Here is a 25405-nt window from a genome sequence, read left to right on the forward strand (position 1 = left end):
ATGCCGCTCGTTGGCGAAGGGGCAGGAAGCCCCTTTCGCCAACCCCTGCAAAAAACGAGAAGCGCAGGATCAGGGCGAAATCCGGGTGGCTTTTCTTTTGGATACTTTTCTTTGGCCAAACAAAGAAAAGTATCCCGCTTGTCGGTGCGGGAACCGACATTAAATACTCCGTCGCGATAGCGACACCTCATTTAAAGCGAACTAAATAAGGATACTTACTATGCCTCGTCCCGATAAACATGTATTCGTCTGTACTCAAGCTCGTCCGCAAGGCCATCCACGCGGCTCCTGCACTGCCAGCGGCTGTGCCGATGTGATGAACGAGTTCATGAACCAAATTCAGGCTCGCAACCTGTTCGAGAAAATCGGTTTGACCAACACCGGTTGCATGGGGCCTTGTATGCTGGGCCCGAGCGTATTGGTCTATCCCGAAGGCGTTATGTACGGCAAGGTGACCAAGGACGATGTGGCGACCATCATCGACCAGCATCTATTGGGCGGTACACCGGTCGCCGCCCTGGTAGCGCCTGCCGAGGTTTGGTAAAACATGACTCAGCTTGGCTTTTTTGAAGAGCGGGTTTTGTTCAGTCCGGATGTGCCGGAAGAAGTGAATAAACTGTTGCAGATGGCGGTGGCTGCCAGTCATGCCGACAAGCCCTTGGCGGAAAAATATTTCAGACAGGCGCAAGCCTTGGATGGTACTTGTCTGCAAACCTATTTTGCCTTGTATAAATTCTATTTTTATCAAGGCCGCCTGCTGGAAGCCGAGTGCGAAGTGATGGCCGCGCTGACCGAGGCCGCTCGGCAGGGTGGCTTTCCGGCGGACTATCGGCAATTGGCCCGCGAGCTGGGTCAGTGGGATATGTATGCCAGCGACATCGCCTTGTTTTACCTGTATAGCTTAAAAGCCCTCGCCTTTATCAAGCTGCGCCGGCAATTGGACGCGGAAGCGCAATCCATTTTGGTGGTGATGCGGGCGCTCGATCCGGAAGATCGTTCCGGTGCGTCGGTGATTATGGATCTGGCCGATGCAGTGATGGAGGATGCCGCGTGACCGCCAGCAGCATAAGCGAACATGTCGAGGCCAAACGGATGTTCGGTAAAGCGGTATGTCAACGCATTGCCGAGAACATTGCCCGCTTGGGCTTTTCGGTACAAACCCAGCTGAGCTTACCGGACTTCGATGCCGCCGAATTCAGCTTAGTGACCGACCCGTTTACTCAAACCCAGGATCTGGTGGGTTACTGGTACAGCGCGAGTAAGCAGCGCATCGGCCAGATCAAATTTCATGGCGACGGCAGTTTTTATGCCGAATACGATGTTGTGCAGCCGCACCCGACGAAAAAGCAATGGTTCGTCGAAGCCATCAATGCCTGGGGGCAGCAAGACAACATCAAAACCGAAGCAAAATTGCTAGACATCCCGCAATAAGGGGGGGCAATGGCTAACCCAAAACGTTTGTACGAACTGCTGCTGGATTATTGCAGCAGCGATGCCGTGGTGGACAACCTGATGATAGGTGTGGTTTGGACCCTGTGCCAATGCAAGGGCAGGGCTACCGCCGGCTTGGCAATGAGTCCGGGGCAGAGCACCCGTACCTTGCCGTGGTCGGGCACCTTGGGCGGTAAACCGGTCACCGATCTGGCGGCCTGGATCACCGAATGGGAGCCTTATAAGGCGACGGTGGCGATGGCGGCGATCAATAGCTGTATCAACGCCCGGCCCTTGCCGGAATCGGTTGCGCTGGACAGCCACGACGAACACGCCAATCTGGCAGTATTCGAATATTTTCTGCCGCAATTGCAAAGCAAAAACGTGGTGGTGATTGGCCGGTATCCAGGCATCGAACGCTATCAAGACAAAATGCATTTAACCATTCTGGAACGGCAGCCGTCCGCCGCCGATTTGCCGGATTCGGCGTGCGAGTTTTTGCTGCCGCAAGCCGATTGGGTGTTTCTGACTGCCAGCAGCATTCCCAATAAAACCTTTCCGCGTTTGGTGGAACTGTCCAGTCATGCCAAAACCGTGTTGATGGGGCCCACCGTGCCCTGGCTGCCGCAGTTACATGAGTTTGGTATCGATTATCTGGCCGGTGTGGAAGTCGTCGATCAGGATGCCTTGTATCACACCGCTGCCCAAGGCGGCGGTGTGCGGATCTTTAACAACGGCTTACGCTATCGCGTGGCGGAATTGGTGCCGCAAAGCAGTATCAGCTGGTTGAAACAGCAAATCGCCGACTGCTTTAACGAAAGAACTCAGCTCACCGAGGCGATGGAACAATGGTATCGCGACGGCAATAAGGCGCGCTTTCCGCATTACCCCTTGCTGGATCAGATCAACAGCCGGTTGTCGCGGCTGGATAGCAGTTTTAAATCGCTGTGGGACAACTATGCCGCTGGATAGTGCATGAATATTGCAGTGCCGGAAGTGTTTGCCAGCCATAGATTGTTGTTGATGTACAAAGGCGATATCAGCGCCCTAACCATGTTTGCCCAACAGGCCGCCGGCAGCGTGTGCTTTCCGCAATCCTTGCCGCCGCTGTCCGTCGCTTTTGATGAAGACGCGACGGTAAATGAAGGGAAAATCACCGTTCATCCGGCAACGCTGGTCAGTGCCATCAATCAAATTATGGGGTTTGATAACGATTTGCTGTATGCCGAAGCCGGTTATAAGGAATATGTCGATACCCCAAAAGGCATTGTTACCGTCTACATGGCTAGATTCAAATTATTGGACCCGCCGCATCGCTTGATGCAGACCTTGGGCTGCCAGATGCGCACGCTGCCGGAATTACGCGGTCGTCCGCCCGCCGAAATGGAATTATTGCGCCGGGCTTACACAAAAATGATGGAGGGCTAACATGTTCGATATTATGGATTTTGGCATTGGCGAATTTACCGGCGATAACGGCTCGGATTCCTCAGCGCCCAGCGGTCCGTATATCCCGGAAGCCAGCGAATGCATGCGCTGCGGCATGTGCGTCAGCAGTTGTCCGACCTTCCGTTTGTTCGAAATCGATGCTGAAACCCCGCGGCAACGCATACGCACCATTAGCAAAATATTGGTGGAGGATGCGCCTATCAGCGCGGAAGAGCGCGGTCATCTGGACAACTGTTTGCAATGCCGGGCTTGCGAGACTGCCTGTCCCAGCCGGATGAGTTACGGTGCCTTGTTCGATCAGGCCAGAGCGAAACTCCAGCAAACCGCTTCGCAGTCCTGGTTAGCCAAGCTGGCGATGTACCTAATCGAACATAAACGCCGGCGGCGCATGCTCTTGCCCTTAATGTCTTTGTATTTGCGTTCGGGTTTGCGAAAACCGCTGAGAGCCAGTGGCTTGCTACGTAAATTAAATTTGGCTACCGCCGAAAGCTTGCTGAACGAGCCTGCCTTAGGCAGCTTGGCCGGGATTTATCCGGTCGGCAGACGCCAGCGGCAGCGCGGGCGAGTAGCCTTGTTTACCGGTTGTCTGGCGGAACATTTCGACCGCGCCACCCAACGAGCCGCGATCAAATTGCTCAATACCATAGGCTACGAAGTCGTCGTGCCGGAAGGTCAAGGCTGCTGCGGCGCAATTCATCAGCACAACGGCTGTTCCGCGCAAGCCTTAAAAGATAAAAATATCGAAGCGTTTTATGAGCTGGAAGTGGAAGCGGTGATCTATGTCGCCAGCGGTTGCGGCGCCATGCTCAGCGAATATCAAGGCGACGATAGCGAAACCGCCGGTTGGTTCGGCCGCAGTTTGCAAGACATCAGCGAATTTTTATTGGCGCATTGGCCGGATACGCTGGAGCCGGCAGCGTCCAATTTAAATGTCGCGGTACACGAGCCTTGCAGCCAGCGCAATGTGTTGAAAAACGGCCGTGCCGTTCACGAACTGCTGCGGAAAATCCCCGGTTTGAATATCGAAGCCTTGCCCGACAATCAACTCTGCTGCGGTGCCGGCGGCAGCTATATGCTGAGTCATCCCGACAATGCCCAGCAACTGCGCAACGCCAAGCGCCAAGCCATCGAAGGCTCCGGTGCCGACGTAGTGGTCAGCAGCAATTTCAGCTGCGCGTTTTATCTCAATGCCGACCGCGCCGAGACCGCGCGGAAATTGGTGCATCCGATACGCTTGTTGGCGGATAGGGTGTAGTGTAATGGTCAACAAAAACCGGACACCTGTTTAGGCAGCGTTACTATAAAATTCCCGTTCGAATTCGAGCGGGGATCGATAGCCCAATGTTGAATGTGATCGGCGGCCATTATAAAAAGCCGAATAATCGATTACGCTCAGATTCGCCGAGGCTTGGGTCTTGAATTTTTCGTAGTTAAGTTGCTCATGCTTTAAACTGCGAAAAAATCGTTCGGTCGGCGAATTGTCCCAGCAATTACCTTTGCGGCTCATACTATGTTCCATCTTCACCACCGCTAAATGCTGGCGATAATCCCGACTTGCATACTCGCCGCCACGATCTGAATGATGCAACAGGCCAGGCGGCGGCTTACGGCGCCAGAAAGCCATTTGCAATGCCCGTACGCAGAGCGAAGTGCGCATGTGATCGTCAATAGCCCAGCCCACCACTTGGCGGGAAAACAGATCGATCACCACCGCGACATACAGCCAACCTTGTAGGGTCCACACGTAGGTGATATCGGTCGTGACTTTAAATCGCTTGGGATAGCGAACCTGCAATTTTAAATCTCGCATGATGCGCAGCGTTTTAAAGCGCCCAACGGCAAAGCCTTGCTTTTGTAATCGGTCCGCTAAACGACGGGAACCAAAACTCTGCTTATTGTCGAGGAAAATTTGCCTGGCTTTTTCGGCAACTTTTTGATCTCGTTGATCTTTGTCGTTGTCCTGCGGGGCCTTTAACCATTCATAATAGGCACTGGTACTCACCTGTATCACTCGACAAAGCGCGGTCATTGGATACGTCTTCTGTTGCACCTGAATAAACCCGTATTTTACTTGTGCCCTGTGGGTATTCGGCTTCTTTCGCAAAGAAGATTGCGGCCTTTTATAATATCTCGCGCTCCATTCGCAACTGTTCATTTTCCTTGCGCAAGCGAATCAATTCATCATGCCCCCTAGGCTCAAGCTTGGCTTTTTCATCGCCGAGCCATTAGCTGATGACTGGCTCTCCGCTCGAACCCAGCGCCCCATGGCGCTTAATGATATGCCTAGATGATCAGCCGCTTGTTGCTGGCTGTAACCTTTTTCAAGAACCAGCTTGGCGGCATCTTGCTTAAATTCCAGATTGTATTTGGCGCGTTTGTGTTTTTTCTCGTTTGTCATGGTCACCTCTAATGACAGTATAAAGTCTGCCTTTTGAAGTGTCCGGAATCATTAAACCATTACACTGCCGAGAAAGCCGGCTATGAGGATGACGGGGGTTTTTATCAATGACATCAGTGACAGTATGCTTCGGAGTACTGGAAGGCGAAATTTTATACCCAACAAATGCACAATGTTGTGCTTCAATAACGCCGTCATTCAGTTTTCAACTGTAATGTTTGCACTGCAAACTGACAGCATTCATTCGTTAGCTTAAAGAACACGGGAGACAAGAGCAGTGCTACTCAAACGCATGGCGCTACGTTTCATAAGTCTGGCCGCTGTTTTCGTCGGAAGTAATTCATTTAATGCCAAAAATCATGGACTACGATTTATCCCGCCTCTCTACCCGCTCTTTCTAGCAACTGATTCAATCCTTGGCGCATTCGGTCGTCGGCCCCGGTATTGTTATTTTCGGCGACGGGCCGGACGGCGGCCGCGAAGCCACCTTCGAAGGAAACATTGCCTTTCCCAATAACGCCGAGCGTTGGCAGGGTTACGGCGTTGTTCAGGCTAAATTCAAGCAGCGCCCGGAAGGTAGCGGAAAGGACGGCGATTGGGCGTTACAAGAACTCAAAGGCGAACTCAAAAAATTCACCTCGCCGACCAGCGCGCTAAAGAAACCGGAATACTACATTTTTGCCACCAACGTGGTGCTGACGCCGGTTGCCGAGGTCGGCGGCAAGGACAGGTTAAATCGTTATCTGGAGAGCCAAAAAGTAGCTTTAGGGCTTAAGGATTTTCGCATCTGGGATTACGACCAACTGCGGGTCATGTTGGATGGCTGCGCCGATGTGCGTACGACTTACGCGGCCTGGATCACCGCCGGCGACGTGTTGGCGGAATTGATAAAAATGATGCAGCCGCAACGTCACGATTTTCGTGAGGTCATGACGGGCTACCTGCAAAAAGAGCTGTGCGCCGATCAATATGTCAATCTCAATCAAGCTGGGCACCAGCCGAAAGAGCGCATTCCACTGGCGCAAGTCTTTGTCGATTTGCCGACCGGGGATCAGCATCAACCCCATGGGGCTATTTCCGGTCTCTTGGAAATCGGATCGTGGAATTTAAGTCCCAAAGCCACGCCGCATGAGGCATTGGTAAATTTAAGTTCCAGCGCGACGTTGCCCGGTCGGGTGGTGTTTATAGGCGGTCCCGGTCAAGGTAAGACCACCCTCAGCCAATTTCTGTGTCAACTTCACCGGGTTGCGCTGTTGGGCGTGGAAGATCAGCATCTGATTTCGCCGGAAGCTAGGACGGCGTCGGCGTTAATCGTCGACCAAATCGCCCATGAAGGTTTGGTATTGCCCTGCATGCCGAGATTTCCAGTTCGGGTCGTGCTGAACAGCTTCGCCGCCGATTTGGCCGCCGGTAGAACGACCTCACTATTTGAATACCTGTTGCGACGGATCGAGCAACTGTCGGAAAGGACTTTAACAACCGACGACTCGCGCGGCTGGCTGAAGACTTATCCGTGGCTCATCGTCCTGGACGGGTTGGACGAAGTGCCGGTATCGTCGAATCGCGAGCAGGTCATAAACTCGATCCAGCATTTTCTAATCGACGCCCAAGCTTGTAATGCCGACTTGCTATTAGTCGCCACCACCCGGCCCCAAGGTTACAACAACGATTTTTCTCCCGCTTATTATCGGCACTTCGAGTTGTTACCGTTGGATGTGCCTCGGGCGCTGCATTACGCCGACCGCTTGCTGGAACAGCGCTGGGGCGGCGACCGCGACAAAATCGACAACTTAACACAGCGCTTGCAGCGCGCCGGCGCGGAAGAAGCCACCGCCCGGCTGATGCGCAGTCCGTTGCAAGTCACCATCATGGCGATGCTGGTGGAAAATGTCGGCCAACCGCCGCGCGAACGCTGGCGCTTGTTCAACGACTACTATGGCGTGATTTATAACCGCGAGCAACAACGGGACATCCCGGCCGCCGAGCTTTTGAACTCCTATAAAGCCGACATCGATGCAATTCACCAGCGCGTGGGATTGCGCTTGCAAGCCATATCCGAACAGTCCGGCGGAACCGATGCCTTATTGTCGCAAACCGAGTTCGCCGAACTGATTAAGCAGCGGCTGGCGAGCGAAGGCCACACAGGTCCAGACGGCGAACGCTTGCAAATGGACATCGTCAATGCCTCGATCGATCGCTTAGTGTTTCTGGTGGCCCCGCAGGCGGATAAAGTGGGTTTTGAGATACGCTCGCTGCAAGAGTTTATGGCGGCGGAATGCTTGATGAACGGCAGCGATCAAGATGTCAGCCAACGCTTGCGCGCCATCGCGCCTGCCGCGCATTGGCGTAACGTATTTCTATTCGCCGCCGGCCGGTGTTTTCACGAGCGGCAACATTTGCGTGACACGCTGTATACCCTGTGTTGCGAGCTGAACGAGGGTGAGGGAATTGATGGCGGTGAATTGGAAAAAGCCACCCTCGCTGGATCGAGATTGGCATTGGAAATACTCGAAGACGGCGCATTAGCAAAAGCGCCGGGCCAACTGAAATTATTTGCGAAGCTGGCATTGCGTTTGCTGGAATTGCCGCCTTGTGAGGAACAAATTCGGCTGGCGAATCAATATATCCCGGCGCTAGAAGAATGTTTTAAATCCGCGATTGGAGAACAGTTTAATAATAGTCTGTTTGAGCGGCAATTAGCGGCTTGGCGCGTACTGCTGCATTTGGATTTCCAAAGTGTCATTTGGGCGCATGAGTTAGCAAAAAGCCAGTGGCCTGGTAATGCTGAAGATTCGCTTAACATCATTAAGTCTTTATCTGGAATAAATAAAAGCGATTGGTTGGCTGACGAATATGCGCTGGCCGTTTTGAGAGTCGCGCCGATAAAATCCTTTTACGGAAATGAAAATGGATGGTCCAATGACTGTTCGATACTAATTCAACGGTCAGATAGATGGCGAGATTTCTTTAACGGTTTTGCTGAAAATAAAAAAGTAAAAGTTGCAATTGAAGGTGTCAATTCTAAATGTTTTAGGTTTTCAGTTGCTCCATTGGATAATCAAGAGGCTAACGCAATAAACAACTTAGTCATCGACGGTGAATTCCATTTTCAATGGAAATGGCTGGTAAAAGTATCTAAGTTTATGGCAGGGCTAAATTGCTCAAAATTGGATTTGGCGGAATTGATTCAAGAGTATTTTTCTTGGTCCGAATCGGAGCGGAAATTATTAGGACGTTTGCTAAATTGGCTGCCATGGCCTGTTTCGGCTTGTATCTTATCTGGTTTTGAAGACGAGAAATATACCTGTTTGGTTGAGGCAATAGAAAACGGACAATTGGGTGATAAAGAAGATTGGTTTGCTGCGCAAACCCGTTGGGAAATCTTTGGTGTAACCACGGATGACCTAAGATATATACCGACAGAAAATCTGCCATTTGACGATCAAATTAGCAAAATTGGCTACCCATTCGACTTGCCCGGAGCGACCATTACTTCTCTCAACTGTAATATATTGATAATGCATCAGTTATACGATTTATGGGCGTCGCTTGAGTCATCTAAGGCCAAGGTCAAAATAGCTGGTTGTATTTTATTTGCTTTGTCTGTGATGGCGGAACAAAATGAGCTTTGGACAAGCATGCCGATCGATGACGTTTTTGAAATTGTAGTTAACAAACAAAGAGCTACGTTTTATTGGAATATGTTAGGCGCGTTCCCTGAAGAGTTCTGGGCCTCTGAAAAGTCGTTATTTATTTTAGAGGCTTTAGAAAAAAACTCATTTATCAGATTGTTTAGCAATACGAAAGAAAATGGCTTCGCTGCGAGTCTTGAGGGCATGTTTATCGCAAATCCAAAAAACACTAGTTTGGTGCGGTTACTAAGTATTGCCTGTATAACCAGGCATAAAGTAAGCTCAAAAGTCAGGGTGTCGCCGGAAAACTTTGTAGAGGGAAAATATAAGTATTCAGCGCTGATTTTGCGAGTTGCGCAGGCGGATTGGGATGAGAACGAAGCTACTGAATTGGCGGATGCTTTTTTGGAACTGAAAGAGCTGTATGACTATAGGGTTGATTCCGCATTAGAAGTTGTTAATACCCAAGGCCTGGCGGGTAGAGCGGTTGAGAGATTCTTGTACCGGCTTTTCGAAGGTTTACCCGCCAGTCAATGGGAACTCCGCCGTGACGTCCTGCAAGCCATGCTGGATCAACAACGGCATCGGCAAGCGAATGTTGCCGTTCTTCCGGTTTGAACGATAGTGTTTAGCACCATGCTTACTTGCTGGATCATCGCCGGCCCGAACGGCGCGGGAAAAACTACCTTCGCGCTGAATTTTTTACCCGCCTTGGCGGGGTGTCGGCGATTTATCAACGCCGATTTGATTGCCGCCGGCTTATCGCCACTGGCGCCGGAACGGCACTTGCTGGAAGCCAGCCGCTTGTTTTTACAGGAAATCGAACGGAGTATTAGTGCTCGTGAACACTTCGCTTTCGAAACAACGCTGGCGGGCCGAAGTTATCTGAGACTGATACATCGATTGCGGGCACAAGGCTGGCGGATCGAATTGATTTATCTGGCTTTGCCTAGCGCCGAAATGTCCCGATTGCGCGTTGCGGAGCGGGTCCGTCACGGCGGTCATAACATTCCATCCGACGACATCAAACGCCGCTTTCCGCGCAGTCTCTATAATTTGTTTTACGAATTCGCGCCCATTGTGGATTCCACCTCGTGTTATATGAATATCAGCGGCATTCCCGAGTTGGTGTTTGAGCAAAGCAGGTATCAGCCTGTCAGAATTCATCATTCGGAATACTATAGCCACCTATTAGCCCAGGCCAGTCATGCAAAACTCTGAAAATTTAACACCGACACCGGACGCCTTTGCCATCCTGGAATGCTTGCGCCAGACCGCCGAGCAGACTTTGGAACGCAAGCGGCGCTTGGGCCATTATGCGGTGATTTGGCAGGATGGCGGACCAGTGTTGGTTGGCGATGACGCGCCTAAGCCCGCTGACGATTCGAGCTCGTAGTTTTTCTACTGGCTTTAGCCATCGCACTGTTCAACCAACCGCCCAACCTCGACTCCAATCCTTACATCAAACGCCGGGCCATATCCGCTTTGCGGGCGATCATCTTCTCGGCTAAATTTGGGGGGAGGGCGGATAAGCAGAGCGTCATCCGCCGCCTTGGAATGCCTCTCGATGCATGACGCTATCGCTCATGCACCCTACGACTGCGGATGATTATATGGCGGCAAACGAACAGTTAGAGGTCATTGAAATTGCTTCAGTATGAGGCAGTTCTTGACCGAACGCAGTAGCCGTCGTCTGACCAACTCGCTGCATCCCTTTTGGAACGCCCATTCCTGGATACCAATAACCCTCCCCAAAAAAAACCTCATCCAAAGTTAAGCCGTTCCTAATACGATCTTAATTAAACCCTCAGGCTTTCTCTCATCTTGACTCTGTAATCTCTATACCTAAGCGAATAGAGGTGATTAACCCGTTCGCATCAGGTTGGGTTTCCAGGGACGGTGACCCATGTCATTGGAAAAAGACGATATAGGGGTTAAACAGACATGCCACTCGGTTTGGGAAATATTTTCAACGGGCTTTTCAAGCAGTATGGACACACGGTGATTCTGTTGCTGCGCGTCATCGACGTCGCCATGTTGTTTGCTGCCGCTTGGGTAACTCACTATTTTTGGTTGCGCGAGTACGTCGTCGATCAGGATTACCGGATCGTCATCGCGCTGGGTATATTGGGTGCCATCATCTTCTTCGAAATTGGCCAGGTGTATCGGCCTTGGCGTAACGATGCGATGCGCGGCGAGATTGCTCGTATAGTCAGAGCCTGGGTTTCGGCTTTGGTGGCGGTGGTGTCCATCGTTGCACTAATAAGATTGCATTTTTGGTTCGGCTCCAGTTATCGCTGGATTGCGTCCTGGGGCGTGTTGGGTTTGGTCTTCGTGTTGGTGGCGCGGGGCGTGTTATCGCAAATGCTGGGTTTTTTGCGGGCGCGCGGTTGGTCGCAAGGCCGCATCGTCATGGTGGGTTTGAATCAAATGGCTGTGGCAGTGGCCCGGCAGTTGAATCATTCGTCCTGGGCCGGGCTGCAAGTGGTCGGCTATGTGGACGATAGAGGCGCCGACCGGCATTCGGTTAACGACTTCGCGTTGCCGCGCTTGGGTACGCTGGAAGATCTGCCGGGTATCATCGCCGCTCAAGCCATTGATGAAGTCTGGGTAGCCTATCAAGGTGAGTCTTTGACCGAACGTGCGCAATATCAACTCCGCCATTTGCCTGTCAGCATCCGTCTGGTGATCGACTGTTTTGCTTTCAAACAAAGCAAATTCCTGAGCTTGAACACCGTGGCCGGCATCCCGACCCTGGATTTCTCGGTGTCGCCGCTGCATGGCATCAATCGCTACATCAAGGAAGTGGAAGATCGCTTGTTGGCTTTGCTGTTGTTGATGCTGATCAGCCCCCTAATGCTATTCCTGGCAGTGGGCGTGAAGCTGAGTTCTCGCGGCCCGGTATTTTACCGGCAGGAGCGGGTGGGTTGGAATAACCGGTCGTTCACGATGCTGAAATTCCGCTCAATGCCGGTCGATGCCGAAGCCAAAACCGGCGCAGTCTGGGCCAAGCCCGGCGAGAATCGCGCCACGCCGTTCGGCGCCTTCCTGCGCAAAACCAGCCTGGACGAATTGCCGCAATTGATCAATGTATTGCGCGGCGATATGTCGCTGGTCGGTCCGCGTCCGGAGCGCCCGGATTTCGTCGAAGTCTTTAAAGACCAAGTTCCCAACTATATGAAAAAACACATGGTGAAAGCCGGCATTACCGGCTGGGCGCAAGTCAACGGCTGGCGTGGCGACACCGATTTGAACCGCCGCATCGAACACGATTTGTATTACATCCAGCATTGGTCGCTGTGGTTCGATCTGGAGATCGCCTTCCGCACCGTGCTGACCGGATTTATCAATAAAAACGCCTACTAAGGAATTGCTTACATGTTTAGATTGATTCCCATCATGCTGATTTTAACCTTGCCCGGTTGTTTCCTGGCGCCGGGCATGGATATGAATAACGATAACGGTATGACCGAAATCGAACTGCCAACCAATAGAGACGGGCAGTTGGTAAAGGAAAAAGTCCGCATCGTGCCGATTACCGCCGATTTGATCATCGAGAGGGAGACTAATCGTCGGCAGGTCATTAACAACCTGCCACCCGTGGACCCCAATAAAACCAGCTACCGCATCGGTCCGCAGGACAGATTACAAATCACCGTCTGGGAGCATCCGGAATTGAACGATCCCGGCGGCGAGAAAATTATGCCCGAACTGGCCGGTAAAGTGGTCGACGAAAACGGCGACCTCTATTACCCCTATGTCGGCAGCATTCATGTTGCCGGTAAAACCGTCAGCGAGGCCCGCGCCGATTTGACTCGCGAGCTGTCTAAGTATTTCAAAAAGGTCAAGCTCGATATCCGCGTATTGTCCTTCCAGGCACATCGGGTGGCAGTGGTGGGTGAGGTAGTGCGTCCCGGCGTGCAAACCATGAACGAAACACCTTTAACCGTCGCGGAAGCCATTACCCGCGCCGGCGGTTCTACGAAAGATTCCGATTTTGCCAATGTGGCGTTGGCTCGCGACGGCAAGCTCTACAAATTGGACGTGCAGTCCATGTACGAAAAAGGCCTGACCACCCAGAACCTGTTGTTGAAAGACGGCGACGTGCTGAATGTCGGCGATCAAAAAGACAGCAAGGTATTCGTGATGGGCGAGGCCAATCGCCAGCAAGCCATCCAGATCAACAAAGGCCGCATGAGTTTGTCGCAAGCCTTGGCCGAAGCCTCCGGGGTTGATTTCAATACCTCGCGGCCCGGCGATATTTACGTGATTCGCGCCGGTGACATGCATCCGGAAATTTTCCAACTGGATGCCGAATCGCCCGACGCGATGATTCTGGCTGATCAGTTTCCGCTGCAAGCCCACGACACGCTGTTCATCGGTACTGCCGGTGTTACGCAATGGTCAAGGGTGCTGAACCAGATTTTACCTGGCTCTTTCACCGCAATCATGTCGCAAGCCGCGATGATGGGGATGTAAGCAATGATGTATACACAAAACGAAGCTACCCCGGTATTGCAAACGGTGAATCAGGCGCGGATGGCAGAGCCTAGCGTCAGTATTCGCGACTATGTCGATTTGCTGATCGAAGGCCGTAAAACCATTTTCATTGCGCTGTGTTCAGTGTTGCTGATAACCACCGTGTATCTGGTGTTGGCGCCGCGCACTTACAAGGCTGACGCCTTGCTGCGAATCGACAAAAACAAGGCCTTGCTGTCCGCGACGCTGCGCAGCGAAAACAACCAAGCGCCGGCAGAAGCCGAAAGCCCGCGCGCGCAGCGTGAAGTTGAGATTTTGCGCTCGCGTTCGGTGTTGGGCAAGGTCGTGGATAACCTGAATTTGACCATAGAAACCGAGCCTTATTTTTTCCCGTTGATTGGCGAGACCTTGGCGCGCCGTCATGATGCCCATGACGGCATCGCGGATGCCTGGTGGGGCTTCAGCCGCTGGGCTTGGGGCGGCGAAAAACTGAAAATCGCCGCGTTCAGTGTGCCGGATCGCTATCTGGAAAAACAATTTACCTTGATCGCGCTGGAAGACGGTCGATTCCAGCTAGTCGACCCGCGCGGCGACGAATTGTTGGCCGGTCAGGTTGGCGAAGTGTTGACTGCCGAGATCGGCGAGAAAACGCCGGTGACGATTAAAGTCGAAACGCTGGAGGCGCATCCGGGGACGCATTTTGAATTAACCCGCCGCACCGCGCTGTCGGCCATCGAAACCTTGCAAAAAGCCTTTGCGGTAAAAGAAGTATCCAAGGATACCGACATCCTCAGCGTGGAGTTGAAAGGCCGCGACCCAGAGCAATTGGCTAAATCGGTAAACGATATTGCGGCGATTTATGTGAATGCCACTGTGAATTGGGAGTCGGCCGAAGCTTCGCAAAAACTGAGTTTTCTGGAAAGCCAGTTGCCTATCGTCAAGGAACGCCTGGAAAAAGCCGAACAAGGTTTGAGCGCTTATCGGCAGAAGCACGGTGCGGTGGATATTTCCGCCGAGGCTGAGATCCTGCTGAAACAGGCGTCGGATATGGAAACCCTGGGCATTCAGCTCAAGCAAAAATACGACGAACAAAGCCAGCGCTTGGAATCCGAGCATCCGGACATGATCTCCACCAATGCGCAAATTAAACGCGTGAATAATAAATTGGCGGCTTTGGAAAAGCGCATTAAAGATCTACCGAAAACCCAGCAAAACATGGTGAGTTTGTCGCGAGATGTGCAGGTCAACACCGAGCTGTATACCTCTTTATTAAATAGCGCTCAGGAACAACGCATCGCTGCCGCCGGTTCCTTAGGCAACTCGCGCATCGTCGATTTCGCGGTCACGCCGGAAAAACCGTACTGGCCCAAACCTAGCTTGTTGTTGGCAATTGCCGGCCTGTTGGGATTGAGCTTGGGGTCGGCATTAATTTTTCTGAGGCATTCGCTGCAACGCCACGACAATTACCCGGCCTTGCTGGAATACCAAGTGGGTTTGCCCTTGTTCGCCGCGATTCCGCACAGCAAGAAGCAGCATAAACTGGGACGCTTGCTGGGCAAGGATAAAGACAACGGTATTTTAGTCAGCCAGGATCCACTGGATATTTCGGTCGAGTCGCTGCGCGGCCTGCGTACCACGCTGGAAGCCACTTTGGCGCAGCATGAAAGCAAGGTGATCATGGTCAGCAGTCCGGCGCCGGGCATGGGTAAATCCTTTGTCAGCGCCAACTTGGCGGCCTTGCTGGCCAGCATCAAGAAACGGGTGTTGGTGATCGACGCCGACATGCGCAACGGCCGTTTGCACGATACCTTTTCGATAGGTAAACAACCAGGTTTGTCCGATTTGCTGGCCGGTCGGGCAACGCTGGGCGAAGTGATCGTCAGCTTGCCGGATGTGGGTATCGATTTAATCCCGCGCGGCAATATGGTGTTAAACCCGGCCGAGTTATTGGTACTGGGCGAATTGTCCGAAACCCTGGAGCAGTTGAAAAGTTTTTATAACCACATCGTCATCGACTCGCCGCCGATTTTAGGCGCCACCGATGCGGCCATTCTGGGCAAGCATGCCGACGCGACGTTCCTGGTCGTGAAAGAAGGCCGTTATACCGCGCAAGAACTGGAAGTCAGCGCCCGCCGCTTCCAGCAAGTGGGCATCAAACCCAATGGCTTCATCATCAACGATATGAAGGAAGGCTCGTCTTACTATCCGTATTACGGTTATGCCTACCAACGCGCCGACCAGGAACCGAAGGACGAGTCCAGCTGGAGCGATAAATATCACGCGGTGGGCGACTGGTTGGGTAAGCAGTTGGATAGGGAATTGCTGCCGGTTCCTGCTGAAACCGATGAGCGGGTTTGAGCGGGATGTCAGTGATAAGCCCGTCAGGTAGGGGCGAATTCATTCGCCCAGCGCTTGCAAATGGGCGAATAAATTCGCCCCTACGATGCCTGTCGCGCCCATGAGAATCCGTCTGGAAAAAGACCTGCCCGTATTGTTGATTGCGTTGGTAGGCGCGTCCACGGTGGCTTCGCTGCCGCAAGTTGAATCGGCTTGGGCAGGTGTCAAGGAAGTCTACGGCGAACAGGAAATGGGGTTGCGGATTCTGCGCGAGGCCTTGTTGGCTGTGTTGATCGTTTACGCCTGGCTGGAACCGCGTTTGCGCAACGGGATTTTTAGCAGCTCGGTGTTGGCGTTTCTGGGTGTGATTTGTAGCTACGTGTTGTTTGAAGTGGGTTACGCCTTATATCTGGATTTGCCGCTGGTCGTGCCGCTGACCGGCCTGCGGGTGTTCGAATATCTGCCGGTGGCTTTGATCGGTTTCGTCACCAGCCGTCTGGGGGCTGGCGATTATGTGTTGTACAAGTTTGCCAGCTATCTGCGCTTTTACCTGGTGTTGCAGACGGTATTGGCCATCGCCCAGGCCTTGTGGGCGCCGCCTTTGTTCGGCGTGTCGATGCTGGGCGGCGGCCGGCCGTTCGGTACTTTTGTTAGCCCTAATTTGTTCGGCGCGACGATGGCGACTTGCGCACTGGTGTTTGCCTTGGTGCCGGGCATGCGCCGTTGGTTGGCGTTAAGTGTATTTTTAGCCTTGCTCAGCGGTTCGCGCACGGCGTTTATCAGTTCCTTGTTGGTGGTGTTTTTTCAGGTGTATGCCGCATTGCGGCCGCGTGATCGTTGGGCTTTGCTGATGCCGGCGCCGATGTTGGCGGTGGGAGCCTTGATTTTGGCTTCCAGCCCCTTATTGAGCGGTCGCGACGATGCCGATCCCACCCAGGATGGCCGGATCGATTTGTGGCAGCGGGTGTTTGCCGATCATGTGCACGGGCCGATGGATGTGTTGTTTGGCTGGGGCTTGGGCTTGAGTTCCAACACCGTCAATCTGCTGTTCGGTGCCGAGTATTTTCCCGGCCAGTTCGATTCCGACAGCTTGTATTTGTTCTTGTTGAACGGCTACGGCGTGATCGGCTTACTGGCCTATCTGACGTTTTTATGGATCACGACACGGATGTCTGTCCACCCCAATAAAGGTTTGGTGACCATGTTTATCTTCGCCGCCGGCCTGACGTTTAATATGTGGGAGTATTTTCCGCAGAATGCCCTGTTGATGTTGTTGTGGGGCATGGTGCTAGGCTGCGCCGCGAAAAAACATGCGGTTAATTCCGACATGGCACAAGCACCGGTATCCGCGCAAACCAATTACTCGCAGCCTTGGCGATAACCCTTGCATATGTTTAGTGCCTTAAAAAATTCCAAATTATGCGGTGATGCGTTTTGGGCTTTGTTCGGTCAGGCGGCGTCGGCGCTGGCCTTGTTGCTGGGTACGCGCTTACTGACTGAACTGGTTAGCCCGGCGGTTTATGGTCAAGTGGCCTTGTTGAACGGTTTTGTCGCGCTGGGTGTGGCGGTGTTTTCTTACCCTTTTATCTGCGCCGGCATGCGTATCGTGCCGGAATGTGAAACTGCCGGCGAACGCAACGCTTTGCATGCCGCAGTCGCGAGCTTGACCTTGCAAGTCACCGCCTTGGCGATAGCCGTGCTGGTGCTGGGCGGTTTTGCCTACGGTTATTTTATCGATGGCAGCTGCGTGCTGTTTTTGCTGGCCGGCGTGTTGTTGGCGATGACCGTGCAGCGCGAGTTGGGCATACAGTTGGCGATAGGCGAGCGCAAACAGCGTCTGGCCAGTCTTTGGCAAACCAGCGACAGCGTGTTAAGGCCGGCCTTGGCGATTGCGTTGGTCTGGTGGCTGGGCGGCAATCCGGAATGGGTGTTGCTGGGTTATATCCTGGCCAGCTTGCTGTCCAATCTGGTTTGGATGGTTGTGAAGCGCCGCAGCGGCGTGCGACCGCCGGCGACCGACAGCCGGTCTTTCCGCCGCGAAGTCTGGGTTTATGCCTTGCCCTTGATTCCGATGGAGTTGATTTTCTGGATCAACGGTTTGGGTGATCGCTATGTGATCGGCTATTTGCTGACCGCCGCCGACGTGGGTTTGTATGCCGCAACTTATATGGTCGTCAACGAGGCCTTCAACCGTAGCGCGATGGTATTGCTGCGCACCTTTCAGCCTGCCTATTTTCAAGCCTTCTCCTCACAACAATTGCAAAAGGCCTATTCGATTTTATGGTTCTGGATAGCCAGTGTCGCGGGCTTGGGCGTGGCAGGTTTGTTGCTGTTGCTGCTGACTAAGGATTGGGTGGCTTCCATGGTGCTGGCCAAGTCCTATCACGCTGCTGTGGATTTAATGCCGGCCATGGCGCTGGGCTGTGCCTTGCATGCCTTGGGTACGGCGCTGGCGCAACCGCTACTGGCGCATAAGCGCACCAAAACCTTGCTGAAAGGGCGTTTGTGCGGTGCGGTTACGGCGGCGATGACGATTCCCTTGCTGGTCAGCCAATACGGTTTACCTGGCGCGGCCTGGGCCAATCCGGTTTATTTTGGGGTCGAAGCCTTGGTGTTGGCGCTGTTGGCAAAACCCTGGCAAGCGGCTACCAGCCCCATGCCTGGAACTATTCAAATATTGAGACAAGAGCCGCTCGCGGCTGATGCTTAAGCGTGACAACGGTGGAGACTATGACATACGCAACAATGACAACAGAAACTTACGGCGAAGTGCTGCACGCATGCGTGGCTTGCGGCGCGGAGAAAATCGGTTTTTGGCGGCAAAAAGACTATCTGTACACAGATAGCGCGAGCAGCAAAGTGTTTCGGATTTATCGCTGCGGATGTTGCGGCACCGGTTTTTTGAATCAACCACCGCATCGGCAATGGTTGCAAGCCATCTATCAATATTCCGGTCAGGCGCTGACGCAGGCGATTACGCTGGACGAAGTGTTGGACCGGGAAACGGCATTTCCTAACTGCACCGTCGATGCCAAGCGCATGGCGCTGCACGCCGACCAGTTGAACAAGTCCGGCAATCACCGGGCTCTGGATATTGGTTCCGGGTTTGGCTTTTATACCCGAGCCTTACGCTTGTTGGGTTACAGCACCGTCAGCATCAATCCCGGTCAGTATGAAAACCGGGTGTTTCAGGATTTAAACGGCGACCAGCCCTTGCCGATCATGTTCGAGCAGTATCAGCCGGAGCAAGCGTTTGGCGTCGTGGTGATGTCGCAAGTGTTGGAGCATCTGCTTGAGCCGGACCGCACTATCGCCAGAGTGGCCGATCTGCTGGAAAGCGGCGGCGTGCTGGCGTGCGCCGTTCCTAACTATGCGTCGTTTTTGGTCAAACTGCTGGGTACCAAGGAGAACGCCTGCCTGTGGGTGCCGGAGCACGTCAATTACTTTACCGAGCAAGGTCTTAAAAGCTTGCTGGAACGCAACGGTTTGCAGGTAGTTAAAACCGAGCAAGTCACGCGGATTCAGTACAACGCGCTATCCAGGCGCTTAGGGTTGACAGGCGGTTTGGCCAAACTCGCAGACACCTTGGTGAAGTACGCGCAGATTCCGTTTGCGGTGTTAATGGATGGCTTGGGTTTGGGTATTTATCTGAACGTCTACGCGGTGAAGAAATAAGCCATGTTGACCGTCGTTATTCTGACCCAAAATGAGGAAACCAATCTGCCGCGCTGTTTAGCCGGCATCCCCGCTCGTTACCCTATTGTGATCGTCGATTCCGGCAGTACCGATAACACGCTGGCGATTGCCCAAGAACGAGGCTGCGCGATCCATCGCAATCCCTGGCCGGGTTTTGCCGAACAACGCAATTTTGCGATCCGGCAGTGCGGTATAGACACGCCGTGGATTTTGTTCGTCGATGCCGACGAAATCTATCCGCAGGCCTTTTACGACTGGTTTGAGGCCAAGCTGTCCGAGACAAATGGCATCGATGTATTGATGGTGCCGTCGGTGCTTTATCTGCGCGGCAAACGTCTGAATCATGCGCCCGGCTATCCGATCTATCACCCCAGGCTGGTGCGCCGCGAGACTACCCGCTTTGTGCGCAATCACACCGGGCATGGCGAAGCGGTGCTGGATACCTGCCGCATCGGCTATTCCGACATTCCTTACGAGCATTATTTTTATCACGGCGAAATCATAGAGTGGATGCACAAACACGTCGGCAAGGCCGCGCAAGAAGTGCAGTTGCAACCGACTGCCGGCGCGCTGATGACGACGCGCGGCCGCTTAAGCGTATTGCTGGGGCGCTCCTGGCTGCGGGTGCTGGCGCGGTTTGGTTATCACTATCTGCTGCGTGGCGGTTTTTTGGACGGCGCGGCGGGTTTGGAGTTTGCGTTGATGTTTACCTGGTACGAGGCCACGATTTATCTGCAAGCAAAAGCCGGTAACTGGGAGAGGAGTGCGCTATGAAAGTTTCGTTGGTATTGGCAACCTTGGGCAGGGACTGCGAAGTCTTGGATTTTTTGAAATCCCTACTGTTTCAAACCTATAAAAACTTCGAGCTGATCGTCATCGATCAAAATCGTGACGGCAAGATCGACGCCATCCTTGAAGCCTACAAGGCGCTGATGGACATCAAACACATCAAGGTGGATTTCACCGGCAACGCGCGGGCCAGGGATTACGGCATCGGTCTGGCGCGTGGCCGTATCGTCGCCTTTCCCGACGACGATTGTGCCTATGACAAGGATGTATTGGAGAAAGTGGTGGCGGAATTTAATCGCCGCAAAGACCTCGCCATTCTGGTGGCGGGTTCCTACGATTTTTCCGCCAACCGGTTCAGCATCGGCGTGAATAGCCACAAAGCCGGCTATTTCAACCGCTTCCGGATGATGGGCGTGGAGTTTACCCAGTTTTTTGATCTGCAACGGGTCGATAGGCGGCAGTTTCATCTGGATCACGATTTTGGCATCGGTTCCAAGTACTCGGGCGCGGAAGGCTTTGAATTGCTGTACCGCCTGTTGCGCGCCGGCGGTAACGCGTTTTACACGCCCGAAATCAAGATCTTTCACGCCAACAAGGATCATTACAAACTAGGCACTGCCAGGATGTTGATGTATTCCACCGGCATCGGCGCTTACATTCGTAAGTTTACCAATCAGCATGATCTATTCATTTGGTACTACATATTACGCAAGATGTTTGTCGCGCCGGTGTTGAAAATGGCCGTGGCGCTGGTCACCTTCAATCCGCAAAAACTGGCGTATTCGTTTTACAACCTGGTGGGTATCTGGCGCGGGTTTTTGGCGTACGGCAAATCAGAAAAGTGTATTTAAAGACTGTTTCAGGAGAAATGAAATGGATGTAGGTATTGTCACAACCCATGTGCCGCCGGCTAAAGGCTATGGCGGCGTATCGGTCACCTGTGGGGTTCTGACCAAAGCCTGGGCGGAACGCGGCCACAACATGGCGCTGGTCGCTACCGACGAGTCTATAGACGGTCGCTTGCGTGAGGAGGATGTAAAGCTGGGCAAGCAAGTCGATGTCAGGCTGTACCGCTGTTACGGCTTTCGGCGTTGGGGCTTTGGTCTGCGCGCCATTCCGGCGATATTCAAACTTTGCTGGCAAGCGCCGCGGCTGTATATCCACGGCATTGCGACCTGGCCTTCGACCTTGGCGGCGGTGTTTTGCGTATTGCTGCGCCGGCCGTTTATGGTGGCAGTACACGGCGGCTTGATGCCGGAACATGTCGCGCTGATCCGCCGGCAGAAGCCGCATAAATGGTTGTTCTACAAACGGCTGACTTTCCCGACCTTACGTCGAGCTATTGCGGTGCATTGCACCAGCGATACAGAAGCGATGGGCGTAACCGACGTGTTGGGGAAGGATGCCAGGATTTTATTGGTGCCGAACGGCATCGACAGTCGAGAGTTTCAAGTCGCCGGCTATCCGCAAGGTCAGGGCACGCAGCTATGTTTTCTGGGTCATGTTCAGCAAGAAAAGGGCATTAACGCGTTTATCCGGGCCTGGTTAAAAACGCGCCGGCCCAATGACCGCTTGGTTGTGGCCGGCCGCAGTGTCGATGGCGCTTATTTCGAAGAGTTCCAGGATTTGCTGGCGCAGGCGCAAGGGGCCATCAGCTACAAAGGCTATTTGCCGGTTGCTGACGTAAAGCAATTGCTGGCCGACAGTCATTTTCTGGTGTTGCCGTCCGGTTTGGAGGAAACCGGCGGCATGCGCGAAAACTTTGGCAATGTGGTCGCCGAGGCGATGGCGGCCGGCCGGCCGGTGCTGGTCGCGAAAGGCTTGGCTTGGGATCATTTGGCAAGCTATGGCGCGGGTTTGGTGTTTGAGCGCAACGAGACTTCGGTCTGTGCCGTGCTGCGGCAAACGCAAGTGGTCAATCAAGCGACCTGGCAAGAAATGTCGCTGCGTAGCCGTGAATATGTCGAACAGCAGCTGGACCCGGTTAAACTAGGTGATAAAGTCTGGAAAGTGTTGACAAAAATCGATCAAGCTAAATTGCCGCAGTCCTTGATAGAGGGTTCTTCTTATGAATAAAGTGGGCTTGATTGTACCGACCCTGAATGCCGGTGCACTTTGGGAGTCGTGGTTGCAGGCCTTCGCCGCACAAACGCTGAAGCCGGATTATTTGCTGCTGATAGATTCCTCATCCGACGACCATACGGTGGCTTTGGCAATTGCAGCGGGTTTTGATGTGCAGGTAATACCCAAATCCGAGTTTAATCACGGCGGTACCCGTCAATTTGGCGTGAATCGACTGGCGGATGCGGACATTCTGGTATTTCTGACTCAGGACGCTCTGTTGGCGGGGCCCGATGCCATCGAAAAGTTAGTGGCGGCCTTCGCTGATGAAAGTGTCGGAGCAGCTTACGGTCGGCAATTGCCGCATCGCAACGCCGGGCCAATCGGCGCACATGCCCGTTTATTCAATTATCCAACGCAAAGCCAGTTGCGCAGTTTGCAAGATAAGGCGAAATTCGGTATCAAGACCGTGTTTATTTCCAATTCTTTTGCCGCTTATCGGCGCAGTGCGCTAATGGGAGTTGGCGGGTTTCCGCTCAACACCATCATGAACGAAGATACTTTTGTGGTTGGCAAGATGTTGCTAAACGGCTGGAAAGTGGCATATTGCGGCGATGCGGCCGTATATCATTCGCACGATTACGGGTTTTTCGACGAATTTAAACGCTATTTCGACATCGGCGTGTTTCATGCGCATACCGCTTGGTTGCAGCAAACCTTTGGCGGAGCTTCGGGCGAAGGCCGGCGTTTTGTCGTGTCAGAGCTGAAGTATCTGCTGAAAAATGCGCCTTGGCTGCTACCGTCGGCATGTTTGCGTACCGGTTTGAAATGGCTGGGCTATAAAATGGGTGGGACAATGCACGCTAGAATGCCGCAGAGTTTGAACAGATGCTTTAGTTTGCATAAAGCGTATTGGGTAGGCGCTATTTCTGAAAATATCGGTAACGGCAGATCGTGACGCGATAATTTCCGGACATCAATTAAGCCAGTATTTCCGCGGAATAACGGCAAAACTGGTTCTAAAATTAATCCAATCTTCATCTTATCCTAATCTAAATTACAGTTTTTCTTCATCTTGACTCTGTAGATTCCTAACCAACATTGTGTTTTTCCGGTCCGAACCTGTTTTTTCTGTTAATTGTATGTAGGCGTCTCGCCAGTATGGTTCAGCAAAGATTTGGCAAAAACACACTGTCGGATGTGCATAAAGGCCAATAGGGTCTTTCACTGATAGAGCGGGGATAACAGAACCATTGTTATCAATTCTTTGAGTTTGAAGAGTAGTGCCCGGATGTTTAGGGAATTTGATTAATTACGTTATGGAGTTTCATCTTGATTTCTGAAAAGCATTCATTTGATAGTTGTTTTGAGGTTTTTTTAGCTGACACGCCTGAAAGCAAACGAATTCATTACAACCTCAGATACCAAGTCTATTGCGACGAGATGGGTTATGAGGATAAAGAAAATTTTCCGGAACAAATGGAATTTGACGAGTGGGATCGCCATTCCGTGCATTTCATGGTTCGACACAGATACACCGGGCAATGGCTGGGTGCATTACGATTGGTTTATCAGAACCAAGCCGTTTTCCCTTTCGAAGCCAAATGTGTTCCCGACCAACCGATAAGCGCTCAGCAATACCAGCAATCCATAGAAATATCCCGCCTCTGCGTATTGCGAGAAGCCAGACGCTTCGCGCCAAGGGCTTTCCCGCAACAGGATACGGATGCGGAACAAACCGCGAAAGACAGCGGTAACATCAGATATCTGCACACCATTAAAAATCAGACTCGCAGCATTATGTGGGGCTTGTACCGGGCTGCGGTCGTCTACTCGGCGCAGAACGATATTAAACAGTGGTACATATTGGTGACGCCATCCTTGGCTTACGCGGTCAAGAAAGAGGGTTTCGAAATGCAACAAGTAGGCGGCGCTTGCGATCATCGTGGCCAACGTATTCCTTACGCTTTGGATGTCGAGCATATTCTTGCCAATCCTTTGTGGCAAAAAGACTATCAAGTGGATTATCGCAAATATTCAGAACTGCTTGAGCAATCTGCGGCTAAGCGGCAAAGAGCCTAGGATATTGGCGCGCGATCATTTTTAGTCATCGGATACCCAGCGGATTCGTTCCAGCGTATTTTTTAAAGCATTCAACAAGCCCTACTTGCGCTTGGCGACCCATTAAAAATGGGCAGAGCAAATGCTGTGAAGGTTAGTGTGCTAAAAGTCCTCCCTCATGGGGTAACTTCCGGCCGAGTTTGTCGGCTGTGTTTAGACTCTTCATAGATATGTTCACCGTAATTTCCCTTCTTTAAAGTAATTGCGTAGCTGCTCGTCGCTAAGCCTTTGCGCTCCAATCTCCACTAGCGACATACCGAGTAAGCTGAAGCTGTTTCCACCTATTGCGTAGGCGACGCGAGCCGAAAAGAGCCGTCGTACTTTCCGTAATCGGAAGACTGAATTTTATGGCGAATCGAACCTCGGTAAGCAGGGCGGCCTTTTTCGATGATCACTTGCACGGTGCCGCCTTGAGGACCGATCAGCCCGGCATGGATAGCGGCCAGGCAAATATAAGAATTGTTGGTGTAGGTGTCGGTGCCGTTCAATATTTGATAAGCCGCATCGCAATCCGCCGGACAAGCTACTAAATGAGTCGAGCCCGGCTCGCCCTCGATCTGCATACCCGAAAAACTGCAACCCGCTTCGATTATTTCGGCATTTGCCGGCAGATTGAGCGTCGCTGGTGCTTGGTTGGCAGGGGTGTTAACGAGCGAGTTGTTGGCTGCTTGCGGCACCACGGCAATTTGTTCTGCTGGTTTAGTGAGAGCCGGCGGGCTATTCGGCGTGGTTGATGGTTGAACGAAATTTTGCGCGAAATGCATGGCTAAACCGACAATCACGAACGCCAATCCCAATATCCCTGAAAATAGTCGCCCTTTCGGGCCCGGCTCTATCTTGCCGCTGATATTACCTACCACCGCGACCAGTAAAAATATCAGGCCCGCGATCACAAATACCGTGGCTAAAGGGGCGCCAAACAGCGCTTTGACGATTTCGTCCATCGATGTCTCCCAAACCGAAAAACTTAAGGCCACAGGGTAAGCCGTTCCGGGAATCTACACAAGATAAA

24 protein-coding genes are annotated in these 25405 nt (G+C 52.7%); 20 read left to right on the plus strand and 4 right to left on the minus strand.

Annotated elements, in window-relative coordinates:
- Positions 1-220 precede the first annotated feature (220 nt).
- From NP589_RS18930 to NP589_RS18955, 6 genes are read left to right on the plus strand one after another with little or no spacing between them, the layout of a single operon-like run.
- Positions 221-544, plus strand: coding sequence for a (2Fe-2S) ferredoxin domain-containing protein (locus tag NP589_RS18930; protein ID WP_256608358.1), 324 nt, complete (start codon positions 221-223; stop codon positions 542-544).
- A 3-nt stretch (positions 545-547) separates the two neighbouring features.
- A complete protein-coding gene (locus NP589_RS18935) occupies positions 548-1054 on the plus strand; it encodes a hypothetical protein (RefSeq protein ID WP_256608359.1) in 507 nt (168 codons plus the stop codon).
- Positions 1051-1431, plus strand: a complete 381-nt coding sequence (locus NP589_RS18940) for a hypothetical protein (protein WP_256608360.1) — start codon at positions 1051-1053, stop codon at positions 1429-1431. The genes NP589_RS18935 and NP589_RS18940 overlap by 4 nt, the downstream gene beginning before the upstream one ends.
- 9 nt (positions 1432-1440) lie before the next feature.
- Complete coding sequence (locus NP589_RS18945) at positions 1441-2403, plus strand: DUF364 domain-containing protein (RefSeq protein ID WP_256608361.1); 963 nt, start codon at positions 1441-1443, stop codon at positions 2401-2403.
- A 3-nt stretch (positions 2404-2406) separates the two neighbouring features.
- Positions 2407-2859 carry a hypothetical protein gene (locus tag NP589_RS18950; RefSeq protein ID WP_256608362.1) on the plus strand — a complete coding sequence of 151 codons (453 nt, stop codon included), beginning with the start codon at positions 2407-2409 and terminating at the stop codon, positions 2857-2859.
- A gap of 1 nt (position 2860) precedes the next feature.
- The gene (locus tag NP589_RS18955; protein ID WP_256608363.1) at positions 2861-4135 is read left to right on the plus strand and encodes a (Fe-S)-binding protein; all 1275 of its coding nucleotides are present in this window, start codon (positions 2861-2863) and stop codon (positions 4133-4135) included.
- Positions 4136-4165: 30 nt separating this feature from the next.
- On the opposite strand, the gene NP589_RS18960 is transcribed toward NP589_RS18955, so the two are convergent.
- The 3 genes from NP589_RS18960 to NP589_RS18970 form a co-directional block, all read right to left on the minus strand.
- Positions 4166-5035, minus strand: coding sequence for an IS3 family transposase (locus NP589_RS18960; RefSeq protein WP_256608364.1), 870 nt, complete (start codon positions 5033-5035; stop codon positions 4166-4168).
- An 18-nt stretch (positions 5036-5053) separates the two neighbouring features.
- On the minus strand, positions 5054-5278 hold the full coding sequence (locus NP589_RS18965; protein WP_256608365.1) for a transposase: 225 nt from the start codon (positions 5276-5278) through the stop codon (positions 5054-5056).
- Positions 5279-6042: 764 nt separating this feature from the next.
- On the minus strand, positions 6043-6345 hold the full coding sequence (locus tag NP589_RS18970) for a hypothetical protein (protein ID WP_256608366.1): 303 nt from the start codon (positions 6343-6345) through the stop codon (positions 6043-6045).
- Between the two features lie 333 nt (positions 6346-6678).
- On the opposite strand from NP589_RS18970, the gene NP589_RS18975 reads away from it, so the two are divergent.
- The 14 genes from NP589_RS18975 to NP589_RS19040 all read left to right on the plus strand — a co-directional run bounded on the left by NP589_RS18975 (position 6679) and on the right by NP589_RS19040 (position 24354).
- The gene (locus NP589_RS18975) at positions 6679-9528 is read left to right on the plus strand and encodes an NACHT domain-containing protein (protein WP_256608367.1); all 2850 of its coding nucleotides are present in this window, start codon (positions 6679-6681) and stop codon (positions 9526-9528) included.
- 18 nt (positions 9529-9546) lie between these two features.
- Positions 9547-10131, plus strand: coding sequence for an ATPase (locus NP589_RS18980; RefSeq protein WP_256608368.1), 585 nt, complete (start codon positions 9547-9549; stop codon positions 10129-10131).
- Positions 10118-10306 carry a hypothetical protein gene (locus NP589_RS18985; protein ID WP_256608369.1) on the plus strand — a complete coding sequence of 63 codons (189 nt, stop codon included), beginning with the start codon at positions 10118-10120 and terminating at the stop codon, positions 10304-10306. The genes NP589_RS18980 and NP589_RS18985 overlap by 14 nt, the downstream gene beginning before the upstream one ends.
- Before the next feature lie 548 nt (positions 10307-10854).
- On the plus strand, positions 10855-12276 hold the full coding sequence (locus tag NP589_RS18990) for an undecaprenyl-phosphate glucose phosphotransferase (protein ID WP_256608370.1): 1422 nt from the start codon (positions 10855-10857) through the stop codon (positions 12274-12276).
- A 12-nt stretch (positions 12277-12288) separates the two neighbouring features.
- Positions 12289-13389: a polysaccharide biosynthesis/export family protein gene (locus NP589_RS18995; protein WP_256608371.1), complete on the plus strand. Its 1101-nt coding sequence runs from the start codon at positions 12289-12291 to the stop codon at positions 13387-13389.
- 3 nt (positions 13390-13392) lie between these two features.
- A complete protein-coding gene (locus tag NP589_RS19000; RefSeq protein WP_256608372.1) occupies positions 13393-15747 on the plus strand; it encodes a polysaccharide biosynthesis tyrosine autokinase in 2355 nt (784 codons plus the stop codon).
- 100 nt (positions 15748-15847) lie between these two features.
- Positions 15848-17107: an O-antigen ligase family protein gene (locus NP589_RS19005; protein WP_256608373.1), complete on the plus strand. Its 1260-nt coding sequence runs from the start codon at positions 15848-15850 to the stop codon at positions 17105-17107.
- A 9-nt stretch (positions 17108-17116) separates the two neighbouring features.
- Positions 17117-18436: a lipopolysaccharide biosynthesis protein gene (locus tag NP589_RS19010; RefSeq protein ID WP_256608374.1), complete on the plus strand. Its 1320-nt coding sequence runs from the start codon at positions 17117-17119 to the stop codon at positions 18434-18436.
- Between the two features lie 35 nt (positions 18437-18471).
- Complete coding sequence (locus NP589_RS19015; RefSeq protein WP_256608375.1) at positions 18472-19401, plus strand: class I SAM-dependent methyltransferase; 930 nt, start codon at positions 18472-18474, stop codon at positions 19399-19401.
- Between the two features lie 3 nt (positions 19402-19404).
- Positions 19405-20196, plus strand: coding sequence for a glycosyltransferase family 2 protein (locus tag NP589_RS19020; RefSeq protein ID WP_256608376.1), 792 nt, complete (start codon positions 19405-19407; stop codon positions 20194-20196).
- Positions 20193-21062, plus strand: coding sequence for a glycosyltransferase family 2 protein (locus tag NP589_RS19025; protein WP_256608377.1), 870 nt, complete (start codon positions 20193-20195; stop codon positions 21060-21062). The genes NP589_RS19020 and NP589_RS19025 overlap by 4 nt, the downstream gene beginning before the upstream one ends.
- A 22-nt stretch (positions 21063-21084) precedes the next feature.
- Positions 21085-22287: a glycosyltransferase family 4 protein gene (locus NP589_RS19030; protein WP_256608378.1), complete on the plus strand. Its 1203-nt coding sequence runs from the start codon at positions 21085-21087 to the stop codon at positions 22285-22287.
- The gene (locus tag NP589_RS19035; RefSeq protein ID WP_256608379.1) at positions 22280-23230 is read left to right on the plus strand and encodes a glycosyltransferase family 2 protein; all 951 of its coding nucleotides are present in this window, start codon (positions 22280-22282) and stop codon (positions 23228-23230) included. Before NP589_RS19030 ends, NP589_RS19035 begins: the two co-directional genes overlap by 8 nt.
- A 374-nt stretch (positions 23231-23604) precedes the next feature.
- On the plus strand, positions 23605-24354 hold the full coding sequence (locus NP589_RS19040) for a PEP-CTERM/exosortase system-associated acyltransferase (RefSeq protein WP_256608380.1): 750 nt from the start codon (positions 23605-23607) through the stop codon (positions 24352-24354).
- Between the two features lie 320 nt (positions 24355-24674).
- Here the strand turns inward: NP589_RS19040 and NP589_RS19045 are convergent, their stop codons facing one another.
- Positions 24675-25337, minus strand: a complete 663-nt coding sequence (locus tag NP589_RS19045) for an LCCL domain-containing protein (protein ID WP_256608381.1) — start codon at positions 25335-25337, stop codon at positions 24675-24677.
- Positions 25338-25405 lie beyond the last annotated feature (68 nt).

The sequence above is a fragment of the Methylomonas rosea genome (assembly GCF_024505055.1).
GTDB classification, from domain to species: Bacteria; Pseudomonadota; Gammaproteobacteria; order Methylococcales; family Methylomonadaceae; genus Methylomonas; species Methylomonas rosea.

Coding starts and splice junctions, on each gene's coding strand:
- NP589_RS19045 (WP_256608381.1), bottom strand. CDS start 25,337: ATGGACGAAATCGTCAAAGCGCTGTTTGGCGCCCCTTTAGCCACGGTA.
- NP589_RS19000 (WP_256608372.1), top strand. CDS start 13,393: ATGATGTATACACAAAACGAAGCTACCCCGGTATTGCAAACGGTGAAT.
- NP589_RS18945 (WP_256608361.1), top strand. CDS start 1,441: ATGGCTAACCCAAAACGTTTGTACGAACTGCTGCTGGATTATTGCAGC.
- NP589_RS18985 (WP_256608369.1), top strand. CDS start 10,118: ATGCAAAACTCTGAAAATTTAACACCGACACCGGACGCCTTTGCCATC.
- NP589_RS18930 (WP_256608358.1), top strand. CDS start 221: ATGCCTCGTCCCGATAAACATGTATTCGTCTGTACTCAAGCTCGTCCG.
- NP589_RS19020 (WP_256608376.1), top strand. CDS start 19,405: ATGTTGACCGTCGTTATTCTGACCCAAAATGAGGAAACCAATCTGCCG.
- NP589_RS18950 (WP_256608362.1), top strand. CDS start 2,407: ATGAATATTGCAGTGCCGGAAGTGTTTGCCAGCCATAGATTGTTGTTG.
- NP589_RS18970 (WP_256608366.1), bottom strand. CDS start 6,345: ATGGGGTTGATGCTGATCCCCGGTCGGCAAATCGACAAAGACTTGCGC.
- NP589_RS18965 (WP_256608365.1), bottom strand. CDS start 5,278: ATGACAAACGAGAAAAAACACAAACGCGCCAAATACAATCTGGAATTT.
- NP589_RS19035 (WP_256608379.1), top strand. CDS start 22,280: ATGAATAAAGTGGGCTTGATTGTACCGACCCTGAATGCCGGTGCACTT.
- NP589_RS18955 (WP_256608363.1), top strand. CDS start 2,861: ATGTTCGATATTATGGATTTTGGCATTGGCGAATTTACCGGCGATAAC.
- NP589_RS18960 (WP_256608364.1), bottom strand. CDS start 5,035: ATGAACAGTTGCGAATGGAGCGCGAGATATTATAAAAGGCCGCAATCT.
- NP589_RS19025 (WP_256608377.1), top strand. CDS start 20,193: ATGAAAGTTTCGTTGGTATTGGCAACCTTGGGCAGGGACTGCGAAGTC.
- NP589_RS18995 (WP_256608371.1), top strand. CDS start 12,289: ATGTTTAGATTGATTCCCATCATGCTGATTTTAACCTTGCCCGGTTGT.
- NP589_RS18935 (WP_256608359.1), top strand. CDS start 548: ATGACTCAGCTTGGCTTTTTTGAAGAGCGGGTTTTGTTCAGTCCGGAT.
- NP589_RS18980 (WP_256608368.1), top strand. CDS start 9,547: ATGCTTACTTGCTGGATCATCGCCGGCCCGAACGGCGCGGGAAAAACT.
- NP589_RS19010 (WP_256608374.1), top strand. CDS start 17,117: ATGTTTAGTGCCTTAAAAAATTCCAAATTATGCGGTGATGCGTTTTGG.
- NP589_RS19030 (WP_256608378.1), top strand. CDS start 21,085: ATGGATGTAGGTATTGTCACAACCCATGTGCCGCCGGCTAAAGGCTAT.
- NP589_RS19015 (WP_256608375.1), top strand. CDS start 18,472: ATGACAACAGAAACTTACGGCGAAGTGCTGCACGCATGCGTGGCTTGC.
- NP589_RS19005 (WP_256608373.1), top strand. CDS start 15,848: ATGAGAATCCGTCTGGAAAAAGACCTGCCCGTATTGTTGATTGCGTTG.
- NP589_RS18990 (WP_256608370.1), top strand. CDS start 10,855: ATGCCACTCGGTTTGGGAAATATTTTCAACGGGCTTTTCAAGCAGTAT.